Consider the following 23,103-nt stretch of genomic DNA (forward strand, 5'->3'; position numbering starts at 1 on the left):
GGCGCCTCGACGGCCACCGGTGCTTTGATGGACATATGACCCTGTTCGTCGGCACGTCGGGGTGGCAGTACCGGGACTGGCGGGACGTCCTGTACCCGGCGGACGTGCCCATGCGGCTGTGGCTGGAGGAGTACGCGACGCGGTTCGCCACGGTCGAGATCAACAACGCGTTCTACCGGCTGCCCTCGCGGGAGACGTTCGAGGCCTGGCGGCAGCGGGTGCCGGCGGACTTCGTGGTGGCGGTGAAGGCGAGCCGCTATCTGACGCACATCAAGCGGCTCAAGGAGCCCGAGGAGCCGGTTCACCGGCTGATGAGCCACGCGGCCGGACTCGGCAACCGCCTGGGCCCGGTCCTGCTCCAGCTCCCGCCCACCCTGCGCGCGGATCCGGCCCTCCTGGACGACTGCCTCGCCTGCTTCCCGCCCGGCACCCGGGTCGCGGTCGAGCCACGCCACGACTCCTGGTGGACACACGAGGTGCGCGCGGTGCTGGAGGCGCGGGGCGCCGCCCTGTGCTGGGCCGACGTCCTCTCCCGCCCGGTCACCCCGCTGTGGCGCACCACGGACTGGGGCTACATCCGCTTCCACACGGGGCGGGCCCGTCCGTGGCCCCGCTACGGCCGCCGGTCCCTGACGACGTGGGTCCAGCGGATCGGGGCGGTGTGGCCGGAGGGGGTGGACGTCTACGCCTACTTCAACAACGACCCGCACGCGGCGGCGGTCCTGGACGCGACGGTGTTCGCGCGGTTGGCGACCACGGCGGGCATGCGGGTGACACGCACGCCTCGAAAGCTGCCCGCCCCCGCCACGGGTACGGCGACGTGACCGTCTCCCGCCGCAGCGGTGCGTCCCCTCTTCCGCCGCAACGGCGATCAGCCACGGCCACGGAGACTGGGGGGCCTCCCCCACGCCGTTGAGGCAGTGGGGGGGGGTGCTAAGCCCTCCCCCCGGCCACCCGCCGGACCCGGCGGACCCGCCGGACCCGGCGGACCCGACGGACCCGGCGGACCCGACGGACCCGCCGGACCCGCCGGACCCGGCGGACCCGGCAGGCAGCCGACCGCGCTGCTCAACCCCCGTAAGCCGCCCGCAGGGCATCCCGCACAGCGGCCAACGCCGCATCCTCGCCCAGCCCCAGCCGCCGCGCCCTTTCGGCGTAGGCGGAGGCGGCGGCAGCCGCCTCTCGCTCCGCGGCCGAGCCGGCGGCAGCCACGAACGTTCCGTTGCGCCCCCTCGTCTCGATCACCCCGTCCTCCTCCAGCGCCCGGTACGCCTTCGCCACCGTGTTCGCCGCGAGGCCGAGGGACTCGGCCAGCCCCCGTACGGTCGGCAGCCGGTATCCCACCGGCAGCACCCCCGCCCGGGCCTGCTCGGAGATCTGCGCCCGCACCTGTTCGTACGGCGGCGCGCTCCCATCGATGTGGATCTTCAAGGTCACGGCCCGATTGTCCCGCACCCACCGGAAAATGAGAGGCACCCCCGCCTCCGGCCCGGATACCGTGCGCCCCCATGACAGTGATCGTGCGCGACCTCCGTCCCGACGTGCGAGCCGACACCGAGGGCTTCGCCCGGGTCCGGCACCTCGCCCTCCCCTTCATCCTGTTCACCCCGGAGTCCATCGCCTACGACGCCGCCCACATGCATCCCGACGCCCACTACCGCCCGCTCGTGGCCGAGGAGGACGGCGAGATCATCGGCACGGCCCAGGTTCACCTCGCCCATGAGAGCCGGGAGCCCGGCCAGGGCAACCTCAACGTCTACGTGCACCCGGGACGCACCCGCCGCGGGGCCGGCTCGCTCCTCGTCCGCGCCGCCGAGGAGTACCTGGCCTCCGTGGGCGCCACCAGGCTCTTCGCCTGGGTCCTGGACGAGCCCGGCAACCGCGCCTTCGCGGAACGGCACGGCTACAAGAGCAGCCGCTCCGCCCACTTCCTCCGTCTGGATCTGGCGAACGGCACCCTGCCCCCGCTCCAGGACCCCCCGCCGGGCGTCGAGCTGCGCACCGGCGCGGACTTCGCCGACGACCCTCGCCCCCTGTTCGCACTGGACGCGGAGACGATGTCCGACGAGCCGAGCGACATCGCATACGAGTTCACCGACTACGAGGCGTGGCTCGTGGAGACCTGGCGCCATCCCCTCTTCAGCCCCGAGCTGACCTCGGTGGCGGTGGTCGACGGCCGCCCCGCCGCGTTCAGCGCGGCCCGCACCGACGGCGGCACCCGCTACGGCACCGTGATGACCGGCACGGCCCGCGCCTTCCGCGGCCGGGGCCTCGCCAAGCTCGCCAAGAACCACTCCCTGCACCGCGCCCGCGCCGCCGGGTACACGGAGGCGTTCACGGGCAACGACGTGGGCAACGGCCCGATGATCGCGATCAACAAGTGGTTCGGCTACGAGATCTGCGGCACGGAGGTGCGCCATGTCCGCGAACTCGGCTGAGACGGCGGCCCGGGTGGACGTCGTCCTGGTCAAGGCGGGCCGTACGAAGATCCGTTACAAGGGAGAGCTCGTGGCCGACGACGGCGACCGGATCGCCGTACGCGCTCCCTGGGCGGGCGACGGCGTCCGCGACTTCGGCTTCGTACGGTTCGAGCCCGGTGACGTCTTCACCGAGTACTACTGGCGCGACCGGTGGTACGCGGTGAAGGAGGTCAGGGACGCGCAGGGCACGCTCAAGGGCTGGTACTGCGACATCACCCGCCCCGCCACGGTCTCCGGCTCCGAACTCGTCGTGGAGGACCTCGACCTGGACCTGTGGCGCTCGGCGGACGGCACGGCCGTGCTGCGCCTGGACGAGGACGAGTTCGCGGCGAGCGGCCTGGCGACCACGGACCCGGAGGCCGCGGCGGCCGCCGTGAGCGCCCTGGACGAGCTCGAACTCCTGGCCAGGGAGGGAGACTTCGAGGCTCTGCTGCGCTGACCCGCATGCGCTGACCCCGCACCGGGCCGCCCGCACCGCGCCGCCCGTCAGACGACCGCCACCACCGCATACCGCTCGTCGTCCACCTCCCTCCCCCACAGCCGGGCGTCGTCCGACAGCCGCTCGAGGCGTACGTCCCGGGCGAGGGGCGTAAGGAGAGCGGTCAGGCGGTCGGCGGGTATGCCGACCGGGCTCACCGTCCCCCACACACCCTCCACCAGCACCAGGCGCCCGGCCGGGCGCAGCAGTCCCCGCCAGTGGCGCAGGACGCGGCCGGGGTCGGGCAGGGTCCACAGCACATGGCGGACGAGGACGGCGTCGAAGAGCTGTTCGCCGACCGGCGGCGTCGCCGCATCGCCGACGAGGAACACCGCGTCGCGGCCGGCGAGCTTGGCGCGGGCACGCGCCACCATGGCCGGCGACAGGTCGACCCCTGTCACCCGGTGTCCCTGTTCGGCGGCGAGCAGGGACAGGCTGCCGGTGCCGCAGCCGAGGTCCAGGACGTCGCCGGTCTGCCGAGGCAGCCACGTACCCAGCCGGGCGGCCCATGCCTCGCGCACGGCGGGGTCGCGCAGTCCGTGGTCCGGTTCGGCGTCGAAGGTGGCGGCCTCGGCGTCCCAGTCCACGCCGGGTCCGGTGCCCGCGGAGGTTTGGGCTCCGCTGTTCCTGGCCATGTTCCTGGTCATGTCCGTGTTGATGTCCCGATTCATGACGCCAGGGTGACAGCCGCCACTGACAGTCGAATCGTGACAGCCGCCACAGACATACCTCGACCGATGAGGAACCCTCGCCCAAAGGGTCTACCTCCGCGCGGACGCGGAACCCGGTAGGCACAAGGAGGCAGCCATGCGCCGAGTGACCGTGCACAAGCCCCTGAAGAGGACCGACTCCCGCCGGACGCGCGAGGAATCCGACGAGCGCCCCACGGAGCGCCCGGAGGTCCGCAAGGACATCGCCCGCGTCTGGTGGCCCGACGGCTGACCCGGGGCGTACCGACCGTCACTGAGGTGCTGTGCCCCCGCCCATGACACTGACAGCGATCATGCCCGACTGCTCCGACCCGTCGGCGCCGGCCGCGTTCCACCAGCGGGCCACCGGGCTGGAGCTCCACCCCGAATCCGACGGCGGCTTCGCCGTCGACGACCTCAGCCCAGCCGCTTGCGGTAGTGGACGCGGTCGTACGGCCCGTCGACGCGGCGCTCCACGACCTCGTATCCGTACTTGGGGTAGATCGTCTGGTTCTCCCACATCAGCGCGTTCGTATAGAGCCTGACCTCGGGCAGGCCGAGCGCACGCGCGTGTGCGTCCACGAAGGCGAGCAGCCGGCGCCCCACACCCCGTCCCTGGGCGCCCGGGTGCACGGCGATGCTGTCGAGGAAGAGATGGTCCGCGAACGCCTCCACCACCACAAGGCCGTTCACCGGCTCTCCCGTCACGAACACCCGCCCCGAGGCCACGTCGTCCGCGTGGTCCGCCTCCATGGGCCTCGGCACCACTGCGATGCGCGCGATGTAGTGGTGGTACGCGGCATCCGTCACAGCCCGTACGGCCGGTACGTCGGCGGCGAGGGCGAGCCTGATTCCCTCGGTCGTACCGGCGTCTTCCATGGCATCTGTCATGGGCCGAACGGTACTTACCTGATCGCAGGCTCAGCACCCCCTTAACGGGGCCATAAGGATCTCCACCACCCGCCCCGAACAGGCGATTTCACGGCTTCCTGCGGCTAGCTTGCTGTTCGCCCCTCACTTCGGGACCTGTCCGGCGGCTCAGGCCGGACAGGTCCCGGCGGCGCCTCAGCTGAACGCCGACGCGCAGGTGGTGGCGGTGGCGTGGGCCGGGTCGAGGGCGTTGGCCGCCTCGTGGAAGGCGATCCGGTCGGACAGCCCGATCATCACGTGCTCCGAGAGGTCCACTCCGCACAGGTCCTGCAGCAGCACGTTGTGGACGTCGGATCCGCTCAGGAACTGGGAGCGGTACGGCGTGACCACCTCGTCGTACTTGGTGGCGATGACCGTGTAGTGCACGCCGGCCACGGTGTCGCCTCCCGCGTTGAGCTTGGTGAGGAAGGCGGACCCGGCGACCTGGTCGGCGAGCCCGGGCGTGGCCGCGGAGAGAAGGTCCTGCGCGCCGGGGAAGTACGGCAGCAGGTTGGTGAGTCCGCCCAGGGTGGTGCCGTGGTTGTCGGGCGCGATGCCGACGAGGGCGTTCACCTTGGCGGCGCCGCCGAGGAACTTGAGGTAGTAGCGGGGCATCATGCCGCCCTGGGAGTGGCCGACGATGTCGACCTTGGCGACGCCGGTCGCGGCGAGCACCTTGTCGACGAAGACGGACAGTTGCTGCGCGGACTGGTCGATGGGGCCGAGGCCGTGGAAGAGCGGGACGCCTGAGAGCTGGCCGTAGTCGAGCGAGAAGACGCAGTAGCCGCGGTCCTCCAGGTAGGGGGCGAAGGCCAGCCAGTTGTCGACCGAGTTCGCGAAGGTCCCGTGGACGAGGACGACCGGGCGGGGGTGGGCGGCGGACGGCTTGCAGGAGTAGTCGTTCCAGCCGGTGCTGGGGGCGGCGGCCTCGGCGGTGGCGGCGGGGACGAAGGCGACCGCCGAGGCCAGCGCGAGCGCGGCAAGCGGTCTGAGAAGGCGTTTCCAGGGCAGCATCGGGTGATCTCCTTGCGGCTCAGGGGAGAGGCGATGACCTTGCGCCCTGTGATCCGGATCACGGGATGCTGTTCACTCGTCAAGTTACGAACGAGTAGGAGACAAGTGAAGTTACGCGTCAGTAAAAACTTCCAGCGGTAACTGACCGCGGCAGCGATTCCTGGTAATGCCCTGAACGTATGCGGCGACTCGTCACCAGACGGGCTTGATCGGCCCATAGGGCGCGATACGCAGCAACTGCCGCTCCAACGAACGCATTTCACGCTCGCCGAGCAGTTCCACCCATGGCCGCACGGCGTCCGCCGCGGCCTCCTCGGCGGCGCGCGTACAGGCCCATCCGCGCTCGGTCAGCACGATCAGCCGCGCCCGCGCGTCGCCCGGATGCGGCCGCCGCTCGGCGTACCCCTTGCGCACGATCTCCTCGACGAGCTGACTCGCGGCCTGCTTGGTCACGCCCAGGTGGGCGGCCAACTCTGTGACCGTCGCGCCATCCGGGGCCAGTCGCGCGAAGGCGAACCCGTGCGCGGGTCGCAGCCCTTCGAAGCCGCGCGCGACAACCCCGTCATGAATGCGTTGCGTCAGCTCACCCGCGACGGCGAGCAGGGCTGCGGACAGGGAGATGGCCTCGGAGTTCTGCACGGGGGCATTCAAACACCCTTGACGGAATGGTCAAGCGGGTTGACCATTCAGGCACAGCCTTTAGTCAAGCAGCTTGACCATCCACGCAGGAGGCACCCATGCCCGTCGTCCGCCCTTCCCAAGCCGTCACCCACGAACTGCACGGCGCCCGATTCGTCTCGTACGCCACCCCCCTGACCGGCAGCAAGGAGCTGTGCGCATGGCGCGGTGAGATCCCGCCGGGGACCCGCGCCCCCTTCCACACAGTCAACCGGGAGGAGATCTTCCACCTGCTCAGCGGCGAACTGCTGATCACCCTCGACGGCCACGCCGAGCGGATCACCGCGGGTGACACGGTGATCATCAATCCCGGCGCCACCCTCGGTGTCGAGAACCCCACGGACGAGGTCGCCGTCTCCTGGGTCACCACCTCCATCGGTCTGGAGGCGGTGCTCGCGGACGGCACCCGTATCACGCCCCCGTGGGCGAGTTGACGCCTACGCGGCCAGCGACCCCCGTATCACCGCCCGGGGCCCGAACTTCGCCCGCGCGCGGTCCGCGACCTCCTCGATGCGGCGGACCTTCTCGTCCACCGGGTCGAAGGTGAGCTGGTGGGCCGCGTGTTCGGCGGAGCTCAGGTCCTCGGCGCGCAGGGCGATCGCACGGACGCGGGCGCGCTGCAGGCCGAGCGCCTCGTACATGCGGTACGCCTCGGCGGTGAGCACCGCGGAGTGCGCGGTCGGCTCGGCGAGGGTGCGGGTGCGGGTCGTCGCGGAGCGGTCGGCGTAGCGCACGGTGAGGGTGAGCCTGCCGCACACCCGCTCCACGGCGCGCAGCCGGGCGCCCAACTCCTCGGTGGCCGACAGCAGGGCGCGGCGGTGCCGGTCCGGGTCCAGTTCGTCGCGCGCGAAGGTGCGTTCGGTGGCCAGCGAGCGGGTGACGGCGTTGGGCACGACCCGGCCGCGGTCGATGCCGTGCGCCTTCTCGTGCAGTTCGCGACCGGCCCGGGCGCCGACGAGGCGCTGCACCGTCGACTGGGGCGCGGCGGCGAGCCTGCCGATGGTGTCGAGGCCGTACTCGCACAGGGTGCGGGCGGTCGCGCCGCCGACCCCGGGCAGCGCCCGCACCGGACGGTCGGCCAGGAACTCCTCGATGGCGTCCGGGTCGTCGGGCACCACCCGGATCTCCCCGGGCGCCGCCTCCCCGAGGGCCATACGGGCCAGCATCGGCCCGGGCCCGGCCCCGATCGCGCAGTCGACCCCGTGGTGCGCGAGGGCCCGTACGCGGATCAGCCTGGCCAGTTCGACGGCGTCCCGCCCGAAGTACCGCTCCGCTCCCCCGAGGTCGGCGAGCGCGACGTCGGGCGGCAGCGCCTCGACGACGGGCGTGAACTCCTCGAGGAGCCCGAGCAGCCCGGGCAGGGCCGCCTCGTACAGCTCGGGCAGCTGGAAACGTACGCAGAGGATGGTCATCCCGCACTCCCCGGACTCTGGTGCCACAACTTCCTTCCGCCCGCCGGGCCCTCGCCCGCGGGACGCATGTCGGCCCAGGGGTTCATCTCGTACCCCGTGGACATCCGGATGCGCCGGCCCCTCGCCGCGTCGCCGTCGCCGCCGTCCGACGGGTGCGCCGCGGGCTCCGCCAGCCGCTGCGCCACCACGTCGAGGCCGCCCTCGGCGCGCAGTTCGACCAGTTCGGCGAGGTTCCAGGCGGCCGAGCCGACCACGCTGAGGCTGCGCGGTCCGCGCCGCTGCACCACCCCGCGCACCAGCAGCAGCCAGGAGTGGAAGACGGTGTGGGCGCAGGTGTCGTGGGAGTCGTCGAAGAAGGCGAGGTCGACCAGGCCCGTGCCGTCGTCGAGCGTGGTGAAGATGACCCGCTTGCCGGAGCGGATCGGCGGGGTCTGGGTGGCCGCCTTGGCGCCCGCGACCAGCACCGTCTCACCGTGCCGGGCGTCGCGCAGCCGGCGTGCCGAGATCACGCCCAGCTCGTCGAGGAACGTGCGGTAGTCGTCCATCAGGTTGCGCGAGGCGTCCATGGACAGCACGCCCAGCTCGGCGCTGAGCCGCTCCTGAGCGGTGAGGTCGGGCAGCCCGGCCGGGGCGGTCCTGCGTCCGCCCGCCAGGGGGAGCTGGCCGCCGCCCGCGCCCCGGGAGCCCCGGTGCAGCTCGGTCAGGTGCAGTTGCAGATCGCGGCGGTTGGCGCCGAACGCGTCCAACGCGCCGACCTGCGCGAGCCGCTGGGCGAGGGGGCGGCTCGGCCGGGCCCGCTCCCAGAAGTCGAGGAGGGAGGCGTACGGCTGCCCGGCCTCGATCCGCCCGGCCTCGGCCTCGCTGATGCCGTGCACGTCGGAGAGGGCGAGGCGGAGGCCCCAACGCCCGCCGGAGTCAGGTGATTCAGACACCAGTTCGATACGGTGGGCGGCGCCCGACTTGTTCACGTCCAACGGCAGGATCGGCACGCCCCGGCGCCGCGCGTCCGCCAGCAGCAGCCGCTTCGGGTACATCCCGGGGTCGTGCGTGAGCAGCCCCGCGTAGAACGCGGCCGGGTGATGGGCCTTCAGCCACGCGGACTGGTACGTCGGCACGGCGAAGGCGACCGCGTGCGCCTTGCAGAAGCCGTAGGAGCCGAAGGCCTCGATGATCTCCCAGGTCCGCTGGATCGTTTCCGCGTCGTATCCGTTCGCCGCCGCCCGCTGCGCGAACCACACCCGGATCCGCCCCTGCGCCTGAGGGTCGGACAGCCCGCGCCGCACCTGGTCCGCCTCGCCCCGCCCGCACCCGGTCATGATGTCGACGATGTGGATGATCTGCTCGTGGAAGACGACGACGCCGTACGTCTCCTTCAGCGGCTCCTCCAGATCGGGGTGCGGATAGCGGATGGGCGCCCGCCCGTGCCGGGCCTCGATGAACGGCCGCACCATGTCGGCCGCGACCGGCCCCGGCCGGAAGAGGGAGATGTCGACGACCAGGTCGTGGAAGCCGGCCGGCTGGAGCCGCCCGACCAGGTCCCGCTGGCCCGGCGACTCGATCTGGAAGCACCCCAGTGTCTCGGCGGAGCGGATGAGCCGGTACGTCGCCGGGTCGCCCGGCGCGAGGGAGTCCAGGTCGATCCGCCGACCCTGGGTCCGTTTCACCTCCGCGACCGCGTGCGCCATCGCGGACTGCATCCGCACCCCGAGCACATCGAGCTTGAGCAGCCCCAGCTCCTCCACGTCGTCCTTGTCGAACTGCGACATGGGGAAGCCCTCGCCGCTGGTCGGCATGACCGGCGTACGGGACAGGAGGGAGGCGTCGGAGAGAAGCACTCCGCACGGGTGCATGGCGACCCCGCGCGGGAGGGCGTCGAGGGCCTCAACCAGCTCCCACAGCCTGCCGTACCTCTCCTTCTCCCCCGCGAGCTGCCTGAGCTCGGGCAGTTCCTCCAGCGCCGCGCGGGCGTCGCGGGCGCGGATGTGCGGGAAGGACTTGGCGATGCGGTCGATCTCGGCCGGGTCCATGGACAGGGCGGCGCCCACGTCGCGGATGGCGTGCCGCACGCGGTACGTCTCCGGCATCGCGACCGTGGCGACCCGCTCGGTGCCGAACCGGCCGATGATCGCCCGGTAGACCTCGAGGCGGCGCGCGGACTCCACGTCGATGTCGATGTCGGGCAGGGCGACGCGCCGCTTGGACAGGAAGCGCTCCATCAGCAGCCCGTGCTCGATGGGGTCGGCGTGCGCGATACCGAGGAGGTGGTTGACGAGGGAGCCCGCGCCGGAACCGCGCGCGGCGACCCGGATGCCCATCTCCCGCACGTCGTCCACGACCTGGGCGACGGTGAGGAAGTAAGAGGCGAAACCGTGGTGGGCGATGATGCCCAGTTCCTCGTGCATCCGCTCCCAGTAGTCCCGGCGGCCGGCGTAACCGCGCAGCACCATGCCCGCCGCCGCCCGGGAGGCGAGCGCGCGCTGGGCGGTGCGGCGGCCGGCGCCGACGAGGTGCGGTTCGGGGAAGTGGACGGTGCCGATGCCGAGGTCGTCCTCGGGGTCGACCAGGCACTCGGCGGCCGTGGCCCGGGTCTGCTCCAGCAGGCGGTGGGCGGTGTCGCGGCGGAAGCCGGCCGCCTCCACCACCCGCTCGGCGATCTCGAACATGGCGCCCGCGTCCTTGAGCCAGGCCTCACCGGAGTCCAGCTCCTTGGTGGGGTCGATGGGGACCAGACGGCGGGCGGCGTCCAAGACGTCGGCGACCGGGCCGAGGCCGGGGTCGGCGTACCGGACGGCGTTGCTGAGCACGGGCCGGACGCGCTGCTCGGCGGCGAAGCCGACGGTGCGGGCGGCCAGGCGCAGGGAGCCGGGGCCGGTGCCGGCACGGCCGTGCCAGACGGCCTCCAGGCGCAGGGCGTCGCCGTAGACCTCACGCCAGGGTGCGAGCAGCTTCGCCGCGCGGTCCGGTCGTCCGGCGGCGAGGGCGCGGCCCACGTCGGAGTCGGGGCCGAGCAGGACGGTCAGGCCGTCGGCGTGGTTGTCGGCCCACGGCAGCAGCGGGGTGCCCTCATGCGTATGGGCGGCGGAGACGAGGCGGCACAGGTCGGCCCAGCCGCGGGCGCCGTCCCGGGCGAGGAAGACCGCGCGGGGTGTCGACTCGTCGATGAAGGCACCGCCGCGCACCGGGGTACGGCGCCTCTCGCGTCGTGCGGGCTCGTACTCCGCCACCGCCAGCTCCGCCCCGAACAGCGGCCGGACCCCAGCCGCCGCGCAGGCCCGGGTGAACCGGACCGTGCCCGCGAGGGTGTCCCGGTCGGTGAGCGCGAGGGCGTCCATGCCCAGCTCACCGGCGCGCTCGGCCAGCCGCTCCGGGTGCGAGGCGCCGTACCGCAGGGAGAACCCGGAGGCGGTGTGCAGATGCGTGAAACCCGGCACACGCACCTCCCGTACCCGTGAGCCACTCACACGGCTCTCGAACGTCCGTTCCCATCTCCCTCAGGACCACCATAGACCAATTTTCGAACTGTCGTACGACAACCCTTCGGGCGCGCGTTCCTGTACAGACATGGACAAAATACCCCCGCGCAAGAGCTTGCGGACATACGGTCACCCGCCTGCGCATCGCGGGCACACGGGGACAGAGACACCCACCCGCGCAACGGCGTGAACGCGGCTCAGAAACTCCCGATGATCAGCCACGCCGCGACGCCGAGCACCCCCAGGTACCCGCCGACGGAGATGGTCCTGCCCAGGCCCTCGCGGCCGGCGCCCTCGATCCATCGGCCGACGATCCCGACAAGCGGTGCGCCGAACACGATCAGGACCATGCCGATCAGGAAATCCATCGTCCCCCCTTGCCGGATCACTCCCCAGTGATCCGAGAGAGGTGATCGTAGGTCTCACGGCTCACCGGTGGAAGCCCTGTGCGATGACGGCCCGGCGTCACACGGCGTCACACGGTGGCTCACCGCTGACGTATGCGTCGGCGCACGCCTGGCCGGCCCCCTGCGCACACCAGGGTTGTCCCCATGCGGGCAGCGAGGTCTAGTCCTGGCTGGATTTCGCCCCTTGGGGCTTCTAATTCAAGCCGGTGGCCGGGGGCGGGAGTTGCTCCCGCATCGACGACTCGGCCGCCTCCGGTGCCGCAGGAGCCTGCCGCGGCACCGCCGCCACCGGCTGCTGTGCCCGCTCCAGGAACCGCAGCAGCTCCACCGGGAAGGGCAGGACCAGTGTCGAGTTCTTCTCGGCGGCGACCGCCACCACTGTCTGCAGCAGCCGCAGTTGCAGCGCGGCGGGCGTCTCGGCCATCTGCTGGGCCGCCTCCGCCAGCTTCTTCGACGCCTGGAGCTCCGCGTCGGCGTTGATCACCCGGGCCCGCCGCTCGCGGTCGGCCTCGGCCTGCCGGGCCATGGACCGTTTCATGGTCTCCGGCAGCGACACGTCCTTGATGTCGACGCGGTCGATGGTGACGCCCCACTCCACGGCGGGGCTGTCGATCATCAGCTCCAGCCCCTGGTTGAGCTTCTCCCGGTTGGAGAGCAGGTCGTCCAGCTCGCTCTTGCCGATGATGGACCTGAGCGAGGTCTGCGCCATCTGCGAGACGGCGAACCGGTAGTCCTCGACTCGGACGATCGCGTCGGCCGGGGAGGTCACCCGGAAGTACACCACGGCGTCCACCCGGACCGTGACGTTGTCCCTGGTGATGCCCTCCTGTGCGGGCACCGGCATCGTCACGATCTGCATGTTGACCCGGCGGAGCCGGTCGACGAGCGGCACGACCAGCGTCAGCCCGGGTCCCCGCACCTCGGGCCTGAGCCGTCCGAGGCGGAACACCACCCCCCGCTCGTACTGCTTGACGACCCGGACCGCCGCCATCGCGTAGACGGCCCCGGCGGACGCGAGCGCCGCCCCCGCCGCCACCAGCTCCTCGACCAGGCCGGCCCCCAGGGTCCGAAGTGGGCGCATCAGGTGCGTGCTTGGTGCCTGCCTCGACGGTAGACCCGGGACGCGACAAGGGCGAGCCCCCGCACGCGGGTTGCGTGCGGGGGCTCGCCTGCCGCCGGATGCAGGTCGGCCGTGCGGGTGTGCCGGCGTGGAGGTCCTCGGCGTCAGTAGACGTGGACGCCGTAGGCGCTCAGGGCCTCGGTGACCGGCTGGAAGAAGGTCGTGCCGCCGGAGGTGCAGTTGCCGCTGCCACCGGAGGTCAGACCGTAGGCGACGCCGCTGTTGGAGTAGAGCGGGCCGCCGGAGTCGCCGGGCTCGGCGCACACCGTGGTCTGGATGAGGCCGTAGACGACGTCACCGTTGCCGTAGTTGACCGTCGCGTTGAGCGCGGTGACGCGGCCGCTGTGGATGCCGGTGGTGGAGCCGCGGCGGTAGACGGTGGTGCCGACGGAGGGCGTGGCCGCGCTCGTGATGTCCACGCTGCCCACGGTGCCCGACTTGGTCACCGAGCTGTTGGTGTAGCGCACGATGCCGTAGTCGTTGCCCGGGAAGCTGGAGCCGGCCGTGGTGCCGAGCGTGGTGGAGTGCGACGAGTTCGACCACCAGGTGCCCGCGCCGTCGGTGCAGTGACCGGCGGTCAGGAAGTAGTAGTTCCCGCTGTTGTCCTGCACGTTGAAGCCGAGCGAGCAGCGCCAGCTACTCGCATAGATGGCGTCGCCGCCGGAGATCAGCTTGTTGAACCTGCCCGGGGTGTGCTTGATCGTGAGGGCACCGGCGTTGCCGCCGGCCTCCTGCTTGATCTTCGCGATCTCGGCGTTCGAGACCGTGCTGTCGACGGTGACGACGACGCGGTTCGTCTTCGGGTCGACGGCCCAGGCGGTGCCCGGGACATCGGCCTTGAGCACCGAGTCGCTCGCCCTGGTGAGTTGGTTCGCACTGAAGGTCTGTGCGTTGCTCGCGTTCGCGCTGGGGACCGTGAACGCGGCCGCGGCCAGGAGTCCGGTGGCCACGGCGATCAGCCGGGTCCGTCTCGCGAGGCCGCTCGTGGGGTTGGTGCGCTTGAACCTCACTTGTCGTTCCCCTCCAAGGGAAGTCGGGGGCCCACGTGGGGGATGGGGCCCGTGAGTCGCAGCCGGGGGCCGTGCCATCCGGATTCCGGACACGCCGTGCCCCTGACAAGCGCTGTGGGGGAGTATTCGGCCGCCTGACCGAAGGACGCAAGGGCGCCTTTCGGCCGTGCGGTCTTTAACCTCTCTAGGGCTCCAAGGGGTTGACAGCGACCCTGCGGCGGCTCGTGTCTACAGCAGGGCGCGCTCTCCCGCCTCGATCGCGACGCCCAGCGTGTTGCCCGGCGGCGGGAACGGGCAGATGAAGTGGTCCGCGAACGCGCAGGGGGGCAGCAGCGCGCGGTTGAAGTCCACGGTCGTGCGTCCCTCGGCGTCGGGCGCGGGCGGCCGCAGGAACCGGAAGCGGAAACTGGTGTCCTCGCTGGTGGCGTCGGCGAACACGGCCCACAGCGAGCCATCGCCCTCGACCGACACCTGGAGGGTCAGGTCCTGTCCGTCGAGGGTGAAGGCGAGCACTCCCCCGAGGCCGAGCCCGCGGTGACGTCCGTCGGCGTTCTCGACGCGTACGGTGCGGCTCTCCCCGTACGGGGTGAAGTGCCCCTCGACCGACCAGCGCGGATCGTAGGGCGTGGCGTCGATGCCCCGGAAGTCCCGGCGTGCCGGGGCGGCCGGGTCGTAGTCGCGCACGCCCCACACGCCCTCGCGGGCGAGGACGACCAGGCGGCGCTCGCCGGCCGCGACGCGGGCCGCGCCCACCGGCCCGGCATCGGCGTCCAGGCGGACCTCACCGGTGAAGGGCCGCCCGTCGACCGTCAGTCCGTCGGCCTCGCCGGCCGTCAGTGCCACCGCGTCACCGTCGTCCGTCCACCGCCCGGGAATGTCCGGAATTTGACCGTCCGGATAATCCTCCAGCCAGTAGGTACCGGTCAACGCGAGCGGTCCGTACGGCTCCGACACCTGTGCGGTGCGGTGCTCGTGCCACTGCTTCCACTCGTCGGATGCGTCCGTCGTCATGTGGTCAACCCTTCCATATGGGACACGTGGGCCCGGGGTGCGAGCGCAGCGTGGTGGGATGCGGTACGAGGAAGAACCCATCGGCGGCGCCCGATCGGACGAACTCGTCCCTCGGGCGAACGTCGCACAGAGCGCGCCGTCATGACGTTCCCCCTGTCACGACGTGCCGGTGGGCGGGCCGGGGCAGGCCCAGGTGCTCCCTGAGCGTGCTGCCCGGGTAGAAGGTGCGGAACAAACCGCGGTGCTGGAGCAGCGCGACCGTGCCGTTGACGAGCCGCTCCAGGTCACGGCGCGGCTCGGCGGGTGTGAGGTGGAAGCCGTCGACGACACCGGCCGTGTGCCAGTGGGCGATCAGTTCGGCCAGGTCGACGGGGCCGCCGCGGTAGAGGGGGCCGTGCGCGGTCTTCCGGGGGCCGCCCCCGCCTCCCCCAAGTTCCCGGCTTCGTTCGAACAGGGGGGACCCCCATCCGGGTTCGGCCGCGTGTTCGCCGTCGCCGAGGTCGACGACGAGGCTCGCCAGGAGACGCACGGCGTCCGGTTCGCGGCCGGACTCGCGTGCCGCGTCCCGCAGTTCGTCGCGTACGGCAGCGGCCTGCGCGGGGCTCGTGACGCGGGCGAGTGCCACGTCGGCGTGGCGGGCGACGTTCGTACGGGTGCCCGCGTCGGTGGCGTCGACGACGCGGACCGGGTGGCCCTGCGGCGACCCGGAGTCCTCCCACCCCTCCCGGAGCCGGGTCTCCGCCTCGGTCGCCGGCAGGTCGAGGTACCAGCCCGCCCTGCCGCCGCTGACCCGGTCGAGGGTCTCGAGGGCCGCCCGGACACGGGACGGCTCCGCGGACGTGCCGGGCACCAGGCCGATACGGCGAGTTGCGGGCGCGGCGCGGTGCAGCACGGCGAGCGCATCGGGGACCGGCGCCCCAAAGCCGTGGGGGCCGGGCCAGGCGGAGTGGTCGCCGAGCGTGACGAAGTCGAGCGCACCGCGCTCCGCGAGCCGTACCGCCTCGACATGGCGGTCGACATCACGGGCCTCCCGCTGGTCGACGGCGGCGGCCAGGTGCAACAGCCCCCGGCCGTGCGATGAGGTCATCTCGAGTGAAACCTTTCTGTGGCTGATGGGGTGTCACAGCGCCGTGGACGGGCCGCGCAGGACTGTCAGTGCCGCCCGTGCCGCCGCGTCGTTCTGCCGGAACGCGGGCCCGCCCGTGCGGGGCCGGGTGAACGCGCCGGAACCCCGGGCGTCGGTGTGCGGGCCGAGCGCGAAGCGCCGGGGATGCGGGCGGCCGGAGCGGTCCAGGACGCGCCCGTCGGCGGGGTCCACGGCGAGCAGTCCCTCGGCGGTGGCGGCCGCGCCGTCCGCGTGCAGTTCCCGCAGCAGCCGGTCTCGGGTGCGTTCGACCGTGGGGTTCGGCAGCCGCGCCTCGACCAGCGCGCGGGCCTCGACGAACGTGCCGGGCACGGTGCCGCTCGACGCCCGGAAGACGCCGTCCTCGGCGGTGACGGTCATGTCGGCGCCGAGGAACCTCAGCACGCCCGCGCGTGACAGCGCGAGCATCTGCCGCAGTCGTGGCCCGGGCGGACCGGAGGCCAGGTAGCTGAAGAAGCCGTGCCACCAGGGTCCGATGTCGCCGAGCCGCACCAGTTGCCCGTAGACGGAGAGCAGCCCGAGGAAGACCGCCAGGTCCGGACTGTGGGCGGGGTCGTGGCGCCGGTCCAGGTCGGCCTCGATGTAGCGGCGCAGACCGACCTGGAGGTCGCCGAAGGAGGCGTGGCGCACGCCGTCCAGCGGACGGTCGAGGGCTCTCAGGTCGAGGCGGTCGGCGGGGTCGGGGACGGCGGCGGACACCAGCGCGGGCAGCGAGGCCGCGTCCGCCACGGCGTACTTCTCCTCGAAGTCCCTCCAGGCGACCGTGGTGCGCTCGGGGTGAGCGGTGAACAGCCGGTGGTAGTGGGCGAAGCCCAGCTCCTTCTCGACCGACGGCCACACGTCGCGCCGGAAGTCGAAGCCCTCGGGGCGCGCGAGCAGCGCGTCGACCTCGGCGGGCCCGAAGAACCGGGGCAGCGGCGGCCTCTCCCCCGTCCAGTCGTAGCCGATCTTGGAGTGGTAGGGCACGCCGCGCCGAGAGCCGACGTACAGGACCGGTTCGCCTCCCGAAGGCACGTACGCGTCCCCCTCGTACCGTCCGCCGCGTCCCTCGGTGAGCAGCACCATGAGGTCGACGAAGGCGAGCCCGAAGCCGCGGACGAGGACCGGCTCGCCCGCCTTCAGCGGTGCCAGGTCGCTGTCGGCCGTGAAGTCGGGTGGCAGATGGACGAGGCCGTGCGTGCGGGCGTACGACGCCAGGGCGCGCTGCTCGTCGTCGAGTTCGGCGTCGAGGTGGCCGAGCGTGAGGACCACGAGGTCGGCGGTCAGCGGCTCGGCCCGTCCCTCCAGCCAGACCCTCTGCCGGCCGTCGCGCGGGCCGTCGACCCGGACGGCGAGGCGGGGGTGGTGGTGGACGCGGACACCGGGCGGCAGGGCGGCGACCGTCTGCTCGTAGACCCAGCTCAGATACGCGCCCTGCCGCTGCCGTTCGGCGAACAGACGCCCGTCGACGCCCGCCCACTCGTGCAGGGTGGGGCCCTCGCGCACCGGGCCCTCCATGGTCACCGTCTCGTCGGTGAACATGGTGACGTCCTCGGCGTGCGAGTTCATCCACAGCAGCGGCGACTGCGCCTGGCGCCAGATGCGTCCGCCGCCGGGCGGATAGGGGTCCACCAGGTGCACGTCCAGCTCGGAACCGGCGTAGAGGGCCGGGGCGTTGGCTGCGATCCGCTCCAGGAAACCGGTCCCCCGCGGTCCGGCACCCACGATCACCAGCGAAGGTCGGTCACCGCTCATCGTGTGCGCTCCGCACCGCGCGCGTAGTGCTTCTCCACGTGGTACTGGCCCACGCTGAGCACCGAGGTGACGATGACGTACCAGAGCGTGGCCACCATCAGCAGTGGGATGACCTGGTAGGTGCGGTGGTAGATGAGCTGCGCCGAGTAGAGCAGGTCCTGGACGGCGATGACGCTGACGATGGACGTGCCCTTGAGGGTGCCGATCAGCATGTTCGCGGCCGGCGGCACGATGGACCGCATCGCCTGCGGGAGCACGATCCGCCACCATCGCTGCCACCGGCTCAGGCCGAGCGCCTGCGCGGCCTCGATCTGGCCCCGGTCGACGGAGAGGATGCCGCCGCGCACCACTTCGGCGGCGTACGCGGCCTCGTGCAGCGTCAGGCCGACGACGGCGACGGTGACCGGGCCGAACAGGTTCACGGTCCTCACGCCGAGGATGTGCGGGTACAGGGCGCCGATGTTGAACCAGAACAGCAGCTGCACCAGGATCGGCACCGAGCGGAACAGCCAGACGTAACCCCAACTGACGCTTTTCAGCACCGGGTTGGCGGACAGCCGGGCCGTGGCGAGCAGGGTGCCCAGGGCGAAGCCGAGCCCCATGACGACCGCGGTCAGCCAGAGGGTCAGCCAGAGGCCGCGCAGGACGGCGGTGGAGGTGAAGTAGGCGCCGACGACGTCCCACTGGAACGCCTCGTTGCGCACGACGGAGGCGAGGGCGAAACCGAGCAGAACCAGGACCACGAGGGCCGCGGCCCACTGACCGAGGTGGCGCCGGGGGACGAGACGCGGGGGTGCGGCTTCTTCGGCAGCCGCGGCCGGTTTGGCGAGAGTCTCGGAGGACATGCGAAGGCTCCGTGATACGTCGAGTCGAACACGGGTGGGTGCCTTCACACAGGCGCTGTACGGCCGAGCCCCTCAGCAGGGCCGTGCACTGAGCGTACGTGCCCGTTTCCCCGCACTGTCAAGGCCGTCCGCACTGTGAGCCGTGCGTCTCAAGTCGGTTGACGGGGAAACGGATGCCTGTTCCACTTGACACATGCGCCCACAGCAGCGGCTGGTCACCCGCTCCCACATCGACTTCGGTCGCGTGTGGTCCTGTTCCTGTTGAGCTGACGCCCTGCACGCCCTGTACGCCCTGATCCTCAGGGCCTCTTTCGCGTTCCCATACGCGCTTTCCACGCCTTCACACGCGCCTTCCCTCCTTCGCGTTCCCTCGCGCGCTGTCACTTCCGCTCTCAGGAGACCGCTGACCCATGCGTACGTTGACACGTACAAACAAGAGGCTTTTCACCGCCTTTGCCCTTGCTGTCTCGGCCGCTCTGTCGCTCACCGCGTGCGGTTCTGGCGACGCGTCGGGCTCGGGCGGTAACGATGCCCGGGCCGCGGCCGAGACCGGGAAGATCCCGGCCACGGACGTCGTGTCGGCCGTCAGGGCGTACGGGCCCGCCGCCAGGCTGCTGCCGGCGGGCGTGCACGACCTCACCGTCGGCGTTGCCGTCTCCGGCCAGTTGCCGGGCACCAGTTATCTGGACGACGGCAAGACGCTCGTCGGGCAGGACATCGACTTCTCCACCGCCGTCGCCAAGACGCTCGGGATCAGGCTGAAGCTCGAACCGGCGAGCTTCGAGGCGATCCTGCCGGCGCTCGGCAGCGGCAAGTACGACTTCGGTGCGAGCAACTTCGGTGTCACCGACGAGCGGCGCAGGACGATCGACTTCGTCACCTACATCAACGACGGCCAGGGCTTCGCCGCCCGCAAGGACAGCGGCCTCACGAAGATCACCGATCTGGAGCAGCTGTGCGGGCTGAACGTGGCGACCGGCGCCGGCACGACCTTCGAGGCCACCCTGGAGGAGAACAAGCACGTCTGCACGGACGCGGGCAAAAAGGCGTACGGCGTGCAGACGTACAGCGAGTCGGGGGCGCTGTGGTCGTCCCTGCAGCAGGGCCGCAGCGATGTGGTGATGTCGACGATCAACGGCCTGCGGTACGCGGTCGCTCAGCAGCCGGGGCTGAGGTTCCTGAACGAGTACCACCGCCTCGACGTCGGCTTCGCCTTCAAGAAGGGCACGAAGCTGGCAGCGGCGTTCCAGTCCGCGGTGAACCACCTGATCGCCGACGGAACGTACCAGAAGATCCTGAAGAAGTGGGGGACCACGGACTCGGCGATCAGCACGTCGCAGATCTCACCTCCGGAGCTGAAGAACTGAAGGGTTCCGCTCCGTCCTCAAGGGACGCGGGGCGCAGCACCACCTGCTCGGTGGCGAGGTCGAAGGCGACGCGCTGCACACGGTCGAACGCCTCGGCGACGTGGAGCACCTCGGCCCCGGCCCGGCCGGGCACCGCGAGCGGTGCGGGCGGGCCGGGGTGCTCGCCCCAAGTGCCGCGCCGCCCGGCGGCGACGGCGCGCGGCAGCTGAGTGGCGGCCACCTCCAGTGCCTGCTGGGCCAGGACGGCGAGCGGAGTCGAGACGGATCGGACGCAGTCGAGGGCGAGGTGGCCGAGCGCGGCGACGGTGCCGAACGCGAACAGCACGAACAGCAGCAGATCGCGCCGGGCGGCGCTCCGGAGTGCGGTGGCGCGCTCCTCCACGTCCTTGCCGAGCGAGATCTGCACCGCGCGCAGTCCGTCGTCGGCGGAGGTCATGGACTCCCACCAGGCCATCGGGGGAATGGCGGCCGTGGCGAGGCGGCCGTCCGCGTGCACGGCGACGTTCTCATAGGCGAGGGCGCGTTCGGCCTCGGGTGTGCCGAGCGCGGCGTCGAGGCGCCGCCGCTGGGCCGCGGTGGCCGAGCGCGGAAAGCTCTCCAGGGCGGCGAGCCTGGCCGCGCGGAGCTGCAGGAAGCGGTTGTAGTCGTCGCCGAAGAACCGTCCGGCGCGTAGCGAGCCCAGGACGATGGCGCGCTCCTCGTCGGCGGACTCCTTGGCGTCGCCGAGGATGTCGAGCGCCCGGCAGGCGGCGTGGAGCCGGACGTCGTACACGTCGTCGAGGCCGAGCTCGAGCCGGTCGAGGACGGTGATGCCGGTGCTGAAGGAGGCGAAGGTCTCCTGGAAGGTGCCGGTGCCGTCGTCGGCGTGCCGGCGGATCGCGGTGAGCCCGTCGAGCCGTCCCAGGGACGCGCGCACGGAGGCGGCGGCATCGTCACGGCCCCGCAGCTCTCGTTCCAGCCGGGCGCGTGCGGTGTCGGTGGCTCTGCGCTGCGCGGGCAGCTTCGCGCCGAACTGCCGTACGCCGCCTACGTATCCGGTGGTCAGCCCGCGTTCCTTCTGCAGCTCGTGGACGAGCCCCTGGAGGGCGATCTCGAGCCGGGCGTGGTCGGCGGTGGCGGCAGCGTCGCGGTGTTCGGAGATCTGCTGGGCGGCGGCCGCGCCGAGCAGGGCGAGCAGGACGGCGAGGGCGAGGACGAGGAACCTCAGCAGCCTGGCGCGGGTGGTGGGGGGTGTGACGTCCACTGATGAAGTGCCTTATATGGAGGACGAATGGTCGGAGGGGCAGAAAATCGTTCTGCCCCCGGCCAACGATCACCACGGCGCACCGGTCACCAGATCATGTGCTTGTTTTACGTGCCGGACATCTTTTGGACAGCGGGCGTTTCAGCAGTCGCAGCCGCAGTCACACCCGTCGCCGCAGGAACAGCAGTTGCCGCAGCACTCACAGCAGTCGCCGCAATCGCCACAGTCGCAGTCGCAGTTGTTGCACCATCCCTCACGCCTCTGCCGCGACCACGGTCCTTCGAACTCGTCGGCGCAGCACACCTGGCAGGTGCAGCACAGCCCCACGGCCACCGCGCAGCCGGCCAGGAAGCCCCGCTTGCCGGGCTTCGAGAGGTCGTCCGTGGTGTGCGGACCGTCCTGCCGGGGAGGTCCGAAGGCGCCCTGAGGGCCGTGCCCGCAGGACTCGGTGCCGAAGGCCCGGTCGACCGAGCGCCGCAGCTCGTGGACGAGCAGGACGTGCGCGAGCCGCCCGTCGGAGCTGTGTCCTTCCGGGGAGCCCCCGGACCCCCAGGCGACTTCGCGCAGCGCGAGCCGTATCCCGTGCAACGCGTCGTCGGCGAGGCGACGGGCCTCCTCCAGCGACGTACCCGTGGCGGTGAGCGGGTTCCAGGCTCCGGACGCGGCGTCCGCCTCCCGGTCCTCCACGGCGTCCAGCAGGTGCGCGAGCCGCCCGAAGAGCCGGCCGGTCTCGGCGAGCGGTGCGGCGTTGCCGGGGCGCCCGGCGAGAACCGCCGTGTGCGCGAAGGCGGCCGCGGTGGCGGTCTCGGTCGGTTCGGTGACGGTCAGGAGGGGAGTGCCGGGCCCGGCGAGCGCCTCGATGCCCACCTGCCGGTCCACGGCGTCCACCAGCACGGCGGTGTCGAACCCGATGCCGGAGCCGGTACGGGCCCCGGCCCGGCCCCAGTTCGCGGCCACCCGGCGCGCCGCGAACGCCACCGGCGCGCGCGCCAACATCCCGTCCCCGTCGGCCATGTGGTCGCGCACCTTGGCGGAGGCGAGCACCAGCGACACGGCGGCCGCGAGCCGCGCCCCCTCGCCCCGCGCGACGGACGCGGTGCGCATCCCGCGCAGCGGGCAGGGACCGGCGGTGCGCCGCCACCCGGCGGTCCCCTCGGCCTGAGCCTCCGTCAGAACGGAGATCAGCAGGCCGTCGTAGTTGGTGACGATGCGCGCGAGCTGCCCGTGGTCCCGGCGCAGGGCGAGACACAGCCCGCACAAGTGCGCCATCCACTGGGCCCTCAGGCCCTCGCTCATCCGATGACGACAGGGCCGGACCATTCCGAACACGACACTCCCCCGTTCCCCCGTGGCTCGTACGATGTCGAGCTGCGGCAGATTATCCGCCGACTCGTTCACCCGTACGCACTTGCCGTCACCCGGACGCCGCGACAAATCGTATTTCACTCATAGTCAGCAGGCGTTCGAGCTCGAACTCTTGGGGCATACGGCCTCTCGACGGATCCGCTGTGCACCAGTACCGTCACGAAACCCCCGCGCGGCGTCTATCCCCTTGGCGCCACATCCGCATCATGGACGACCATGGGGTTGCGGAAGGCATGAAAAAGACCGCTGTGAGAGGAGGCGTCCATGGGATCGGTGCGCAAGGCGAGTGCCTGGCTCGGCCTCGTCGACGACAACGATGACGAGCGTTACTACGACGACGACTACGCCGAGGACCAGGGGCACGGCGAGGCCTGGGTGACCGACCCGCGCGTCAAGGTCGCCTCCGACACGGCGGAGGAGAAGGGCCGCCGGATCGGCACGGTCACCCCGGACAGCTTCCGGGACGCCCGGGCCATCGGCGAGCTGTTCCGGGACGGGGTCCCGGTCATCATGAACCTCACCAACATGGAGCCCGGCGACGCCAAGCGCGTGGTCGACTTCGCGGCCGGGCTGATCTTCGGCCTGCGCGGCTCGATCGACCGTGTCTCCAGCCGGGTGTTCCTGCTGACCCCGGCGAACACGGAGATCGTCAGCGGCGACACCGCGAGCCGGCAGGGCGACGGCTTCTTCAACCAGAGCTGAGGCAGGGCCGCTCACCGGCCCT

Annotated in this window: 23 protein-coding genes; 7 read left to right on the top strand and 16 right to left on the bottom strand. The window is 71.7% G+C overall.

What is annotated here, in order from left to right; translation table 11 throughout:
- The first annotated feature begins 35 nt into the window (after nucleotides 1–35).
- On the top strand, nucleotides 36–824 hold the full coding sequence (locus ACIRC0_RS29060; protein ID WP_403621597.1) for a DUF72 domain-containing protein: 789 nt from the start codon (nucleotides 36–38) through the stop codon (nucleotides 822–824).
- A 244-nt stretch (nucleotides 825–1,068) separates the two neighbouring features.
- Here the strand turns inward: ACIRC0_RS29060 and ACIRC0_RS29065 are convergent, their stop codons facing one another.
- Nucleotides 1,069–1,437, bottom strand: coding sequence for a GntR family transcriptional regulator (locus ACIRC0_RS29065; RefSeq protein ID WP_200421426.1), 369 nt, complete (start codon nucleotides 1,435–1,437; stop codon nucleotides 1,069–1,071).
- 71 nt (nucleotides 1,438–1,508) lie between these two features.
- On the opposite strand from ACIRC0_RS29065, the gene ACIRC0_RS29070 reads away from it, so the two are divergent.
- Nucleotides 1,509–2,438, top strand: coding sequence for a GNAT family N-acetyltransferase (locus ACIRC0_RS29070; protein WP_403621600.1), 930 nt, complete (start codon nucleotides 1,509–1,511; stop codon nucleotides 2,436–2,438).
- A complete protein-coding gene (locus ACIRC0_RS29075; protein ID WP_403621603.1) occupies nucleotides 2,419–2,919 on the top strand; it encodes a DUF402 domain-containing protein in 501 nt (166 codons plus the stop codon). Before ACIRC0_RS29070 ends, ACIRC0_RS29075 begins: the two co-directional genes overlap by 20 nt.
- A 47-nt stretch (nucleotides 2,920–2,966) precedes the next feature.
- Here the strand turns inward: ACIRC0_RS29075 and ACIRC0_RS29080 are convergent, their stop codons facing one another.
- Entirely contained in the window at nucleotides 2,967–3,593 is a 627-nt protein-coding gene (locus tag ACIRC0_RS29080) for a class I SAM-dependent methyltransferase (protein WP_403621787.1), read from the bottom strand.
- A 172-nt stretch (nucleotides 3,594–3,765) separates the two neighbouring features.
- On the opposite strand from ACIRC0_RS29080, the gene ACIRC0_RS29085 reads away from it, so the two are divergent.
- Nucleotides 3,766–3,900: a hypothetical protein gene (locus tag ACIRC0_RS29085; RefSeq protein WP_403621606.1), complete on the top strand. Its 135-nt coding sequence runs from the start codon at nucleotides 3,766–3,768 to the stop codon at nucleotides 3,898–3,900.
- 164 nt (nucleotides 3,901–4,064) lie between these two features.
- On the opposite strand, the gene ACIRC0_RS29090 is transcribed toward ACIRC0_RS29085, so the two are convergent.
- The 3 genes from ACIRC0_RS29090 to ACIRC0_RS29100 form a co-directional block, all read right to left on the bottom strand.
- On the bottom strand, nucleotides 4,065–4,538 hold the full coding sequence (locus tag ACIRC0_RS29090; protein ID WP_403621609.1) for a GNAT family N-acetyltransferase: 474 nt from the start codon (nucleotides 4,536–4,538) through the stop codon (nucleotides 4,065–4,067).
- Between the two features lie 174 nt (nucleotides 4,539–4,712).
- A complete protein-coding gene (locus ACIRC0_RS29095) occupies nucleotides 4,713–5,570 on the bottom strand; it encodes an esterase/lipase family protein (protein ID WP_403621612.1) in 858 nt (285 codons plus the stop codon).
- A 192-nt stretch (nucleotides 5,571–5,762) separates the two neighbouring features.
- The gene (locus tag ACIRC0_RS29100) at nucleotides 5,763–6,209 is read right to left on the bottom strand and encodes a MarR family winged helix-turn-helix transcriptional regulator (RefSeq protein ID WP_403621615.1); all 447 of its coding nucleotides are present in this window, start codon (nucleotides 6,207–6,209) and stop codon (nucleotides 5,763–5,765) included.
- 98 nt (nucleotides 6,210–6,307) lie between these two features.
- Here ACIRC0_RS29100 and ACIRC0_RS29105 point away from each other — a divergent pair, with 98 nt between their 5' ends.
- The gene (locus ACIRC0_RS29105) at nucleotides 6,308–6,682 is read left to right on the top strand and encodes a cupin domain-containing protein (RefSeq protein WP_403621618.1); all 375 of its coding nucleotides are present in this window, start codon (nucleotides 6,308–6,310) and stop codon (nucleotides 6,680–6,682) included.
- Between the two features lie 3 nt (nucleotides 6,683–6,685).
- Here the strand turns inward: ACIRC0_RS29105 and ACIRC0_RS29110 are convergent, their stop codons facing one another.
- The 9 genes from ACIRC0_RS29110 to ACIRC0_RS29150 all read right to left on the bottom strand — a co-directional run bounded on the left by ACIRC0_RS29110 (nucleotide 6,686) and on the right by ACIRC0_RS29150 (nucleotide 18,404).
- Nucleotides 6,686–7,660, bottom strand: a complete 975-nt coding sequence (locus ACIRC0_RS29110) for a DNA polymerase thumb domain-containing protein (protein ID WP_403621621.1) — start codon at nucleotides 7,658–7,660, stop codon at nucleotides 6,686–6,688.
- Complete coding sequence (locus ACIRC0_RS29115) at nucleotides 7,657–11,091, bottom strand: DNA polymerase III subunit alpha (RefSeq protein ID WP_403621624.1); 3,435 nt, start codon at nucleotides 11,089–11,091, stop codon at nucleotides 7,657–7,659. The genes ACIRC0_RS29110 and ACIRC0_RS29115 overlap by 4 nt, the downstream gene beginning before the upstream one ends.
- A 239-nt stretch (nucleotides 11,092–11,330) precedes the next feature.
- The gene (locus ACIRC0_RS29120; RefSeq protein ID WP_200421433.1) at nucleotides 11,331–11,501 is read right to left on the bottom strand and encodes a hypothetical protein; all 171 of its coding nucleotides are present in this window, start codon (nucleotides 11,499–11,501) and stop codon (nucleotides 11,331–11,333) included.
- A 232-nt stretch (nucleotides 11,502–11,733) separates the two neighbouring features.
- The gene (locus tag ACIRC0_RS29125; protein ID WP_403621791.1) at nucleotides 11,734–12,591 is read right to left on the bottom strand and encodes a slipin family protein; all 858 of its coding nucleotides are present in this window, start codon (nucleotides 12,589–12,591) and stop codon (nucleotides 11,734–11,736) included.
- Nucleotides 12,592–12,764: 173 nt separating this feature from the next.
- The gene (locus ACIRC0_RS29130) at nucleotides 12,765–13,670 is read right to left on the bottom strand and encodes a S1 family peptidase (RefSeq protein ID WP_403621628.1); all 906 of its coding nucleotides are present in this window, start codon (nucleotides 13,668–13,670) and stop codon (nucleotides 12,765–12,767) included.
- 228 nt (nucleotides 13,671–13,898) lie between these two features.
- Complete coding sequence (locus ACIRC0_RS29135) at nucleotides 13,899–14,681, bottom strand: DUF1684 domain-containing protein (protein ID WP_403621631.1); 783 nt, start codon at nucleotides 14,679–14,681, stop codon at nucleotides 13,899–13,901.
- 139 nt (nucleotides 14,682–14,820) lie between these two features.
- Nucleotides 14,821–15,768, bottom strand: a complete 948-nt coding sequence (locus ACIRC0_RS29140; protein WP_403621634.1) for an LLM class flavin-dependent oxidoreductase — start codon at nucleotides 15,766–15,768, stop codon at nucleotides 14,821–14,823.
- Between the two features lie 33 nt (nucleotides 15,769–15,801).
- Entirely contained in the window at nucleotides 15,802–17,559 is a 1,758-nt protein-coding gene (locus tag ACIRC0_RS29145; protein ID WP_403621637.1) for an FAD/NAD(P)-binding protein, read from the bottom strand.
- Nucleotides 17,556–18,404, bottom strand: a complete 849-nt coding sequence (locus ACIRC0_RS29150) for an amino acid ABC transporter permease (RefSeq protein ID WP_403621640.1) — start codon at nucleotides 18,402–18,404, stop codon at nucleotides 17,556–17,558. The genes ACIRC0_RS29145 and ACIRC0_RS29150 overlap by 4 nt, the downstream gene beginning before the upstream one ends.
- 410 nt (nucleotides 18,405–18,814) lie before the next feature.
- On the opposite strand from ACIRC0_RS29150, the gene ACIRC0_RS29155 reads away from it, so the two are divergent.
- A complete protein-coding gene (locus tag ACIRC0_RS29155) occupies nucleotides 18,815–19,771 on the top strand; it encodes an ABC transporter substrate-binding protein (RefSeq protein ID WP_403621643.1) in 957 nt (318 codons plus the stop codon).
- Here ACIRC0_RS29155 and ACIRC0_RS29160 read toward each other — a convergent pair.
- On the bottom strand, nucleotides 19,731–21,014 hold the full coding sequence (locus ACIRC0_RS29160; RefSeq protein ID WP_403621646.1) for a nitrate- and nitrite sensing domain-containing protein: 1,284 nt from the start codon (nucleotides 21,012–21,014) through the stop codon (nucleotides 19,731–19,733). The genes ACIRC0_RS29155 and ACIRC0_RS29160 overlap by 41 nt on opposite strands.
- A gap of 141 nt (nucleotides 21,015–21,155) precedes the next feature.
- A complete protein-coding gene (locus ACIRC0_RS29165) occupies nucleotides 21,156–22,310 on the bottom strand; it encodes a DUF5685 family protein (RefSeq protein WP_403621649.1) in 1,155 nt (384 codons plus the stop codon).
- Between the two features lie 333 nt (nucleotides 22,311–22,643).
- On the opposite strand from ACIRC0_RS29165, the gene ACIRC0_RS29170 reads away from it, so the two are divergent.
- Complete coding sequence (locus ACIRC0_RS29170; protein ID WP_403621652.1) at nucleotides 22,644–23,081, top strand: cell division protein SepF; 438 nt, start codon at nucleotides 22,644–22,646, stop codon at nucleotides 23,079–23,081.
- Nucleotides 23,082–23,103 lie beyond the last annotated feature (22 nt).

The organism is Streptomyces sp. NPDC093984, assembly GCF_044764595.1.
Taxonomy (GTDB): domain Bacteria; phylum Actinomycetota; class Actinomycetes; order Streptomycetales; family Streptomycetaceae; genus Streptomyces; species Streptomyces cynarae.

Bases quoted from the DNA above. Each gene is read 5' to 3' on its own strand.
- ACIRC0_RS29085 (WP_403621606.1), top strand. From the start codon at position 3,766: ATGCGCCGAGTGACCGTGCACAAGCCCCTGAAGAGGACCGACTCCCGC.
- ACIRC0_RS29170 (WP_403621652.1), top strand. From the start codon at position 22,644: ATGGGATCGGTGCGCAAGGCGAGTGCCTGGCTCGGCCTCGTCGACGAC.
- ACIRC0_RS29150 (WP_403621640.1), bottom strand. From the start codon at position 18,404: ATGTCCTCCGAGACTCTCGCCAAACCGGCCGCGGCTGCCGAAGAAGCC.
- ACIRC0_RS29140 (WP_403621634.1), bottom strand. From the start codon at position 15,768: ATGACCTCATCGCACGGCCGGGGGCTGTTGCACCTGGCCGCCGCCGTC.
- ACIRC0_RS29070 (WP_403621600.1), top strand. From the start codon at position 1,509: ATGACAGTGATCGTGCGCGACCTCCGTCCCGACGTGCGAGCCGACACC.
- ACIRC0_RS29075 (WP_403621603.1), top strand. From the start codon at position 2,419: ATGTCCGCGAACTCGGCTGAGACGGCGGCCCGGGTGGACGTCGTCCTG.
- ACIRC0_RS29090 (WP_403621609.1), bottom strand. From the start codon at position 4,538: ATGACAGATGCCATGGAAGACGCCGGTACGACCGAGGGAATCAGGCTC.
- ACIRC0_RS29120 (WP_200421433.1), bottom strand. From the start codon at position 11,501: ATGGATTTCCTGATCGGCATGGTCCTGATCGTGTTCGGCGCACCGCTT.
- ACIRC0_RS29095 (WP_403621612.1), bottom strand. From the start codon at position 5,570: ATGCTGCCCTGGAAACGCCTTCTCAGACCGCTTGCCGCGCTCGCGCTG.
- ACIRC0_RS29145 (WP_403621637.1), bottom strand. From the start codon at position 17,559: ATGAGCGGTGACCGACCTTCGCTGGTGATCGTGGGTGCCGGACCGCGG.
- ACIRC0_RS29155 (WP_403621643.1), top strand. From the start codon at position 18,815: ATGCGTACGTTGACACGTACAAACAAGAGGCTTTTCACCGCCTTTGCC.
- ACIRC0_RS29105 (WP_403621618.1), top strand. From the start codon at position 6,308: ATGCCCGTCGTCCGCCCTTCCCAAGCCGTCACCCACGAACTGCACGGC.
- ACIRC0_RS29165 (WP_403621649.1), bottom strand. From the start codon at position 22,310: ATGAGCGAGGGCCTGAGGGCCCAGTGGATGGCGCACTTGTGCGGGCTG.
- ACIRC0_RS29135 (WP_403621631.1), bottom strand. From the start codon at position 14,681: ATGACGACGGACGCATCCGACGAGTGGAAGCAGTGGCACGAGCACCGC.
- ACIRC0_RS29060 (WP_403621597.1), top strand. From the start codon at position 36: ATGACCCTGTTCGTCGGCACGTCGGGGTGGCAGTACCGGGACTGGCGG.
- ACIRC0_RS29110 (WP_403621621.1), bottom strand. From the start codon at position 7,660: ATGACCATCCTCTGCGTACGTTTCCAGCTGCCCGAGCTGTACGAGGCG.
- ACIRC0_RS29080 (WP_403621787.1), bottom strand. From the start codon at position 3,593: ATGGCCAGGAACAGCGGAGCCCAAACCTCCGCGGGCACCGGACCCGGC.